Source organism: Draconibacterium sp. (assembly GCF_041583095.1).
Classification (GTDB): Bacteria; Bacteroidota; Bacteroidia; order Bacteroidales; family Prolixibacteraceae; genus Draconibacterium.
This window is the reverse complement of sequence record NZ_JBFHGM010000232.1, coordinates 1-7984: the sequence shown is the minus strand read 5'-3', so window position 1 is coordinate 7984 and position 7984 is coordinate 1. Positions and strand designations below refer to the sequence as shown.

7 protein-coding genes and 1 CRISPR repeat array are annotated in these 7984 nt (G+C 40.7%); of the genes, 6 read left to right on the top strand and 1 reads right to left on the bottom strand.

The features are described from left to right. Window positions 1-261: 261 nt before the first annotated feature. The gene (locus tag ABZB17_RS17490; RefSeq protein WP_372652022.1) at window positions 262-798 is read right to left on the bottom strand and encodes a GNAT family N-acetyltransferase; all 537 of its coding nucleotides are present in this window, start codon (window positions 796-798) and stop codon (window positions 262-264) included. Between the two features lie 114 nt (window positions 799-912). On the opposite strand from ABZB17_RS17490, the gene ABZB17_RS17485 reads away from it, so the two are divergent. The 6 genes from ABZB17_RS17485 to ABZB17_RS17460 all read left to right on the top strand — a co-directional run bounded on the left by ABZB17_RS17485 (window position 913) and on the right by ABZB17_RS17460 (window position 7692). Next, the gene (locus ABZB17_RS17485) at window positions 913-2487 is read left to right on the top strand and encodes a peptide chain release factor 3 (protein ID WP_372652021.1); all 1575 of its coding nucleotides are present in this window, start codon (window positions 913-915) and stop codon (window positions 2485-2487) included. Window positions 2488-2590: 103 nt separating this feature from the next. Further along, window positions 2591-3163, top strand: a complete 573-nt coding sequence (locus ABZB17_RS17480) for a DUF2179 domain-containing protein (protein WP_045033280.1) — start codon at window positions 2591-2593, stop codon at window positions 3161-3163. A 280-nt stretch (window positions 3164-3443) separates the two neighbouring features. After that, entirely contained in the window at window positions 3444-3995 is a 552-nt protein-coding gene (locus tag ABZB17_RS17475; protein ID WP_303918195.1) for a helix-turn-helix domain-containing protein, read from the top strand. Between the two features lie 163 nt (window positions 3996-4158). After that, window positions 4159-6120: a DUF4914 family protein gene (locus tag ABZB17_RS17470; RefSeq protein ID WP_372652018.1), complete on the top strand. Its 1962-nt coding sequence runs from the start codon at window positions 4159-4161 to the stop codon at window positions 6118-6120. Then, window positions 6089-6562: an AIR carboxylase family protein gene (locus tag ABZB17_RS17465; RefSeq protein ID WP_372652016.1), complete on the top strand. Its 474-nt coding sequence runs from the start codon at window positions 6089-6091 to the stop codon at window positions 6560-6562. Before ABZB17_RS17470 ends, ABZB17_RS17465 begins: the two co-directional genes overlap by 32 nt. Window positions 6563-6735: 173 nt before the next feature. Further along, window positions 6736-7692: an L-threonylcarbamoyladenylate synthase gene (locus ABZB17_RS17460; protein ID WP_372652014.1), complete on the top strand. Its 957-nt coding sequence runs from the start codon at window positions 6736-6738 to the stop codon at window positions 7690-7692. A 52-nt stretch (window positions 7693-7744) separates the two neighbouring features. Continuing rightward, window positions 7745-7977: a CRISPR direct-repeat array (repeat unit 36 nt; unit sequence GGTGAATATCATTTCAATTTTACATCAAACCACAAC). Between the last annotated feature and the right edge of the window lie 7 nt (window positions 7978-7984).

The window sequence follows — 7984 nt, the reverse complement described above, 5'->3', positions numbered from 1 at the left end:
CCTGCGATAAAAAGCTTCATCGGTTTTTAAATGCTCGTATAGTTTGTCATCGAGGGTATATGTTTTCAAAAAATAATCGCGGATTTCTGCCTTTTTTTGTTCGGCATCTCCGTTAATCAAATCGGTTGTATGGGTTATCAAATTGTTCATAATTTACTCTATCCTTGAGAATCGGGTTTTAAAATATTAACTAATATAATCAGCATATAGCAAATCAACGATTATAATTGTTTAAATTATTGATAAATATTGACCCGGAAATCAGCTGAGTTGCTGATGCAGATAGATCTTCTCAAAATCAAAAGTTCCGCTTTTATCGGCCAGCAACCTGGGTTGAACAATCGATGCACAAACTTTGAATCCCATTCTTTTGTACAAACCAACAGCAGCTTCATTTTCCACCCAAACCCGTATAAAAGCATCATCAAATCGGTTTCGATCTGCCTTTTCAAGAAAAAAAGTCAGCAACTTTTTACCAATCCCATGCCCTTGTTTTGATTGTTCAACCATCATTTCGGCCACATAAACCGCACGTTCAACCTCAAAATTGTTTGATATTTCTTCCGGTATTAACTCATCGAATCGAAAAGGCGTTAGCAGAATTGCACCTGAAAGTTTATTTTCTTCCATAGCGAAGATTCCATACCCAACGTCGATAACCGACTGAAGATAGGCTGCAGTTTCACTTTCAGAATGATATTGAAAACTTTTACCCTTCGAAAATGTATCGATGTACAATTTTACCAGGTCGTTTTTGTAGGTTTTAAAATTTAATGCATCAACGGTAATATATCTCATACAGTTGTTACTTTATCTGTTTTAGGATTAACACCAAACAGCTCTTTCTGTTTTCTTGAATTGAATTAAAATATCTTTTCTATTTTTGCGCCCGCATTACATATACGATAGCAAATGAGTTTTTTAAAAGAAATACAACGTCGTCGCACTTTTGGAATTGTGAGTCACCCGGATGCAGGAAAGACCACTTTAACCGAGAAACTACTTCTTTTTGGTGGAGCAATTCGTGTGGCAGGTGCTGTAAAAAGCAACAAAATTAAAAAAGGTGCCACTTCTGATTTTATGGAGATCGAGCGCCAGCGTGGTATTTCTGTAGCTACTTCGGTAATGGGTTTCGAGTACAACGGTTACAAGGTAAACATTCTGGATACCCCGGGTCACCAGGATTTCCAGGAGGATACTTTCCGTACACTTACCGCAGTCGACAGTGTAATTATCGTTATTGATGCAGCAAAAGGGGTTGAGCCACAAACCGAAAAGCTGATGAACGTTTGCCGGATGCGCAAAACGCCGGTTATAGTTTTTGTAAATAAAATGGACCGCCCTGCGGGAGATCCGTTTACCTTGATGGACGAAATCGAAGACCAGCTGAAAATTAAAGTGCGCCCGCTGAGTTGGCCAATTAACAATGGTCCCGACTTTAAAGGTGTTTACAATATTTTTAACCGCAGCCTGAAGCTTTTTACGCCCGATATTCAGGAAATTGAAGAGCGTATTAAGTTTGAAGATATTTCGGATCCGACTTTGGAAGACCACATTGGCGAAGATGCCGATGTACTGCGTGAAGAACTGGAACTGGTGGAAGGAATTTACCCGGAGTTTAACAACGAAGACTACCTTTCGGGCGAACTGGCACCGGTATTTTTTGGTAGTGCACTGTATAATTTTGGGGTGCAGGAATTACTTGATTCTTTTGTAAAGATTGCGCCAACACCACAACCAAGCGAGACAGAAGAACGCGTTGTAAAACCCGAAGAAAAAGGATTTACCGGTTTTGTATTTAAAATACATGCCAACATCGATCCGAACCACCGCAGCCGGATTGCCTTTGTAAAAATCTGCTCAGGAAAATTCGAACGAAATAAAATGTATAAAAATGTTCGGCTGGGAAAATCGTTCCGTATTTCGAGCCCGACCGCTTTTATGGCTTCGCAAAAAGAAATTGTTGAAGAGGCTTTCCCCGGCGATATTATCGGTGTGCCCGATACCGGAAACTACATTATTGGCGACACTGTTACCGATGGAGAAGATATCCATTTCAAAGGCCTGCCGAGCTTCTCGCCCGAGATGTTCCGTTTTGTTGAAAATGCCGACCCAATGAAATCAAAACAGCTGGCAAAAGGAGTTGACCAGTTGATGGACGAAGGTGTTGCACAGCTTTTCACCAGTGTTTTTAACGGACGTAAAATTATTGGTACTGTCGGACAACTTCAGTTCGAAGTTATTCAGTATCGTTTGGAACATGAATACGGTGCAAAATGTCGTTTCGAGCCGCTATCGATGCATAAAGCCTGCTGGATTCAGTGCGACGATGAAAAGGTACTGACTGAATTCAAGAAACGCAAGCACCAGAAAATGGCAAAAGATAAACTGGGGCGCGACGTGTTTATGGCCGACTCATCATTTATTTTACAAATGGCGCAGGACGAATTCAAGGATATTAAGTTCCATTTTACTTCCGAATTTTAAGGCGTTTGTCATTTCGAACAAAGAGAGAAACCACTAACTTTGAAAAGAAGAGTTAGGAATTGTTCCGAATACGAAATGACAAAGATTTGATACATTTACCTTAATGGAAACAAGTTTTTACGATAGTGCATTTTTCACCTACGGGTTGCTTCCGGCACTGATCTTTTTTTCGCGTGTTTTGGATGTAACTATTGGAACCATCCGAATTGTAATGGTTTCAAAAGGGCACAAATTATGGGCTCCGTTACTGGGATTTTTCGAGATTTTGATCTGGCTGATTGCCATTTCAAAGATCTTTCAGAATCTCGACAACTGGTTTTGTTACATCGCTTATGCGGCCGGTTTTGCCTGCGGAAATTATGTGGGTCTGCTTATTGAAGAGAAACTGGCTGTTGGTATTGTGAAGCTGCAGATAATTACCCGTAAAGAAGCGAGCAAACTTATTGAAAACCTGACAGCTGCCGGTTACGGCATTACGCACCACCACGCTCAGGGTGCCAACGAAAAGGTTAGCATCATCCACAGCATTATCCAGCGTTCGGAAATTAAGAAAGTGGAAACGATAGTGAAAACGACCAACCCAAAAGCGTTTTATTCGGTCGAGGATGTCAAATTCGTAAACGAAGGAGTCTTCCCTATTCATCCGGCCCGTTTCCGTTTGCGAAAAGGGAAATAAATCTGTTCACTGCAAATATATCATCTCCGGAACAAACCGAATTACATCTTATTGTTTTTGATCAATCAATAAAACATTTATTGAAAATCTTTAACCTCCAGAGCGTTTTGTTGTTGTCTCCAGCGAGAAAATAGCATACAGAAACTGTTTAATCTATACTTAATTATTTAAATACATTTTAACATTCTGCATTTTTCTTTTACTTTTATGCCTCAAACAAAATTTACTGCAACACAGCAATGCCGGAAAGCTAATACCCGGCAAAAACCAGACTCTACTAATGAAACGACTTGGCGAAAGAATAAGAAGAAAGCGGGAAGCCTTACATTTAAAACTCAACGACTTATCAAAAAAAGTTGGCATAAGTTCAAGTGCACTTTCACAGATTGAAAAAGCCAAAGCATTTCCCTCCATCCTGACCCTAAAAAATATAGCCGACAGTTTAAATACCACGGTGGGCGAATTAATTGGCGAAAATGAAACCTTGCTTAATCAGCCGTTAATTAAAACCGATCAAAAAAAGTTTGTAAAGAAGAATGAATCAGGTACAAAATTATACCTGCTTTCTCATCACGACCCGCACAAACAAATGGAAACTTATGAGCTCGAATTTGTTCCGGGATCGGATAGCAAAGGAATTATGACTGCCCATCCGGGCCAGGAATTTTGTCACGTTACAGAAGGTAAACTGGCAATTTTGCTTGATGGGAAACCGTATGTACTTGAAACCGGCGACAGTTTTTATTTTAATTCAAACATTACGCACAACGCACAAAATATAATTGAAGGAACTACACGTGTTGTGTGGGTAGTAACACCGCCAAATATCTAGTTAAAACAAATTCATTTATTAAATCCTCCTTCATTTATTAAATATTTTCTAATTCTTCTTAAGCTGTGCTTTATTAATTAAATTCTACTAAACCTTTTTATACATTTGTGCCCGAATTCGATTTTATACCGATTTGGTTATTAAACCACAAAAAATAAGAAGGATGAAGATAGCTTTTTCAGATTTTAAAACTAAACTTGATAAAAAGGGCGTTAAACTGCCTGAGAACATTCAAAACGTATTAAGTGCATGCAAGTCTTTTACATGCTATAACACAACCGAAGAGCTTGCCGATGCCGCAACCAACGGAAAAGAAAATAATGAGTTTGCCGTATCGTACGATATTGAAGGCAAAGGAACGTTCACTGAAGCGATAGTACATCGCGTACAAAACGGTATTTCGGTAAATTACACCGAAGCCTACATGCGCCGGCGTGATCCGGGAACGATGGTTATCGGTGATGATAAACCTACCGGAAAAAAACGTTTTTCTGAAAAGTATAATTATCCGTTTTCTGAAATTCAGAAAGAAACCTTTGACTGGTTAAAAGAAAATGATCTTGCTGTATTTTTCTATTTTGCCGGACGACAGGGAATCGGTTCTTTAGGAATTGCAATTGCTCCTGCAAATGCCGGATTTTTCGCCATGGGTTTATCCATGTTACAGGAAATTGTGGCAATCGATGAGCTGGCTGAAAACAGCGAGTTAAAATCGGTAATCTATGTTGCACCGGTATTCAGGCATACTCACTTCGAAGGAAAACAAGTGGTTGTTCACAACCGCCTGGACGATATTCACGAATTGTATTCGTACAACCTTTATCCGGGCCCAAGTGCCAAAAAAGGCTTGTATGGCGTGTTGCTTACCCAGGGCGAAAAAGAAGAATGGGTAACAGCTCACTGTTCTGCCGTTCAATCTATAAGTCCGTACGACATTGTAACCACATTTATGCATGAAGGTGCCAGTGGCGGTGGAAAATCGGAGCTACACCAGCACATTGTAAGAGAAACCGACGGAAGAGTTCTGTTGGGAAAGAATTCGGTTACCGGCGAAACCCGTTATATCACTATCCCCCGAACCTGTAACTTCCTGCCAATTGCCGACGATATGGCTTTCTGTCATCCATCGTTCCAGCAAAAGAACGGAAAACTTGGTATTATGGATGCGGAAAACGCATGGTTTGTTCGGGTTGACAGTGTTAACCAGTACGGTGATGATCCGGTTCTTGAAAAGACAACAATAAATCCGAAAAAACCCTTGCTGTTTTTAAATATCGACACTAAACCCGAATCAACAGCTCTGATCTGGAACCATATTGAAGATGAACCGGGTAAACGCTGCCCAAATCCGCGGGTTGTTCTTCCGCGCGAAAGTGTTGACAATACCATTAACGGATCGGTTTCGGTTGATGTGCGCAGTTTTGGTATTCGTACTCCAAAATGTTCGAAAGAAGATCCAAGCTACGGAATTGTTGGGCTATTCCACGTGTTGCCACCGGCTTTGGCATGGTTGTGGCGTTTGGTAGCACCACGCGGACACAAAAATCCAAGTATTGTTGGCACCGGTGCCATGGAAAGCGAAGGAGTTGGTTCGTACTGGCCTTTTGCCACCGGCGACCGTATTATTCATGCCAACCTGCTGCTGAAGCAAATAATTGAAACTCCACGTACTATTTTTTCGCTGGTACCCAACCAAAACATTGGAGTTTGGGAAGTTGGATTTAAACCACAGCTTTTAATGCGCGAATATTTAACCCGAAGAGGTGGCGCCAAATTAAAAGACGATCAGATACAGGCAGCACGTTGTCCGCTTTTGGGTTACGAGCTGAATTACCTGACCATAGAAAGCTCAAAAATCCCGTCACGATTCCTTAAAGTATACAACCAGGTTGAAGTGGGTACCGAAGGTTACGATGCCGGAGCAGAAATTTTACAGGAATTTTTTAACCGCGAGCTGAAGAAATTCTTACACGAAGACCTGTTCCATACCGGAAGAAAAATTATTGACGCTTGTTTGTCGAACGCGTCGATTGAAGAATACAACCAGATAATTCCGATGGATTACGAATATTCATTTAATAATATCGAAGATTATGAGCAAAGTAGTTATAATAATGGGCTCTAAAGCCGATCTGAACTGGGCCAACAAAATTGTTGATGCACTAAACGGATTTAAAATCGATTCAGAATGTTTTATCGCTTCGGCGCACAAGGTACCGCTTGAGTGTTATAACATTATTAAAGAGCAGGAAAAGCACAACCCGGTATTTATTACCATTGCAGGAATGAGTAATGCCTTAAGCGGATTCTCCGATGCACAAACCAGTTGCCCGGTTATTGCATGTCCTCCTGTTGGCGAATCGTTTGCTGGTGCCGATATTTATTCGAGCCTGCGAATGCCATCGGGAGTTGCTCCTATGGTAATTCTAAATCCAAAAAACGCAGCACTGGCAGCAGCTAAAATTATTGGATTAAACAACGATGAAGTGCGTAACGAAGTATCAAAATTTCAGGATGCACAACGACAAAAATTAATTGAAGACAACAGTTCAATAAGAACTAATTAGTAAAATATTGGTCTTTTTCCTGGAGGCGGGTAGTTTTTTTTTTCGCAATCTACTTAATAATTAACTTGATAACTTATCAGCATTTCAGGAAAACTTTAATCATAAAGGGAGATTTGTTTCGACAACTCTCCCTTATTTTTTAGATATTTGTGCCCACAAAATTGAAGCAAAGAATGAGTTCGATTATCAACGATACAAAATTGGCAGCCAAACTAATCGAAAATGGCGAGTTGGTAGCCTTCCCAACCGAAACAGTATATGGTTTAGGTGCAGATGCATTTAATGCCGAGGCGGTTGCACAAATTTTTGCAACTAAAGAGCGGCCAACATTTAATCCGCTTATTGTGCATATTCGCGAGGTTTCGGAGCTGGAAAAACTTTTTGTTGAAATTGATGATGCGCTACTTAAACTGGCAGAACATTTTTGGCCGGGGCCTTTAACCATTGTTGCCAAAAAACAAAAATCGGTACCTGATATTGTTTCTGCCGGACTGGATACAGTGGCCGTTCGTATGCCCGCCAACCAAACAGCCCGCGAACTGTTAAAACTTTCCGGAAAGTGCATTGCAGCACCCAGTGCCAACCGGTTTGGAATGTTAAGCCCAACTACGCCCGAGCACGTTCAAAAACAACTTCCTGAGCTCAAATGTATACTCAACGGAGAGCTTCCTAAAGTTGGTATCGAGTCAACAGTTATCGAACTGTGCCAGGGAGAATTTAAAATTCTGCGACCCGGTTTTATTACCGAGCAGGATTTACTGAAAGTACTTCCGCAAAGTAAAACAACGGAGGCCAATTCACCGATCAAATCGCCGGGGCTTTTAAAATCGCATTACAGTCCGCGCAAACCCATGTACCTTTTAGGCAAAGCGCCCGAATATTCGGCAGACAAAAAAACGGGTTTCCTGGCTTTTTCTGAAGTACAGGAACCGGAAAAGTACCATCTGATAGAGCGTTTATCATCAAACGGAGATTTAAGCGAGGCAGCAGCAAATTTCTTTGAAGCCTTACATCGTCTCGAAGATTCGGATGTTGATCTGATCATTGCAGAACCGGTGCCTGAAACCGGTATCGGCATTGCCATTATGGACCGCCTGAAAAAGGCTGTTTATCAATACAGCGATAAATAAGCAGGTAATATAAAGACCTTCAAGGTTATGAAAACCTTGAAGGTCTGAGTCCGTTACTGATTTTTTCAATTTTACATCAAACCACAACAAGTGGGCGCGGCATACCTGGGCAACCATTGGTGAATATCATTTCAATTTTACATCAAACCACAACTTTTCAAAAGGTTTATATTCAAAAAAAGTAGGTGAATATCATTTCAATTTTACATCAAACCACAACTGATGAGCCTGTTGAAGTTGAAAAGAAGGGGTGAATATCATTTCAATTTTACATCAAACCACAACCAGTTGT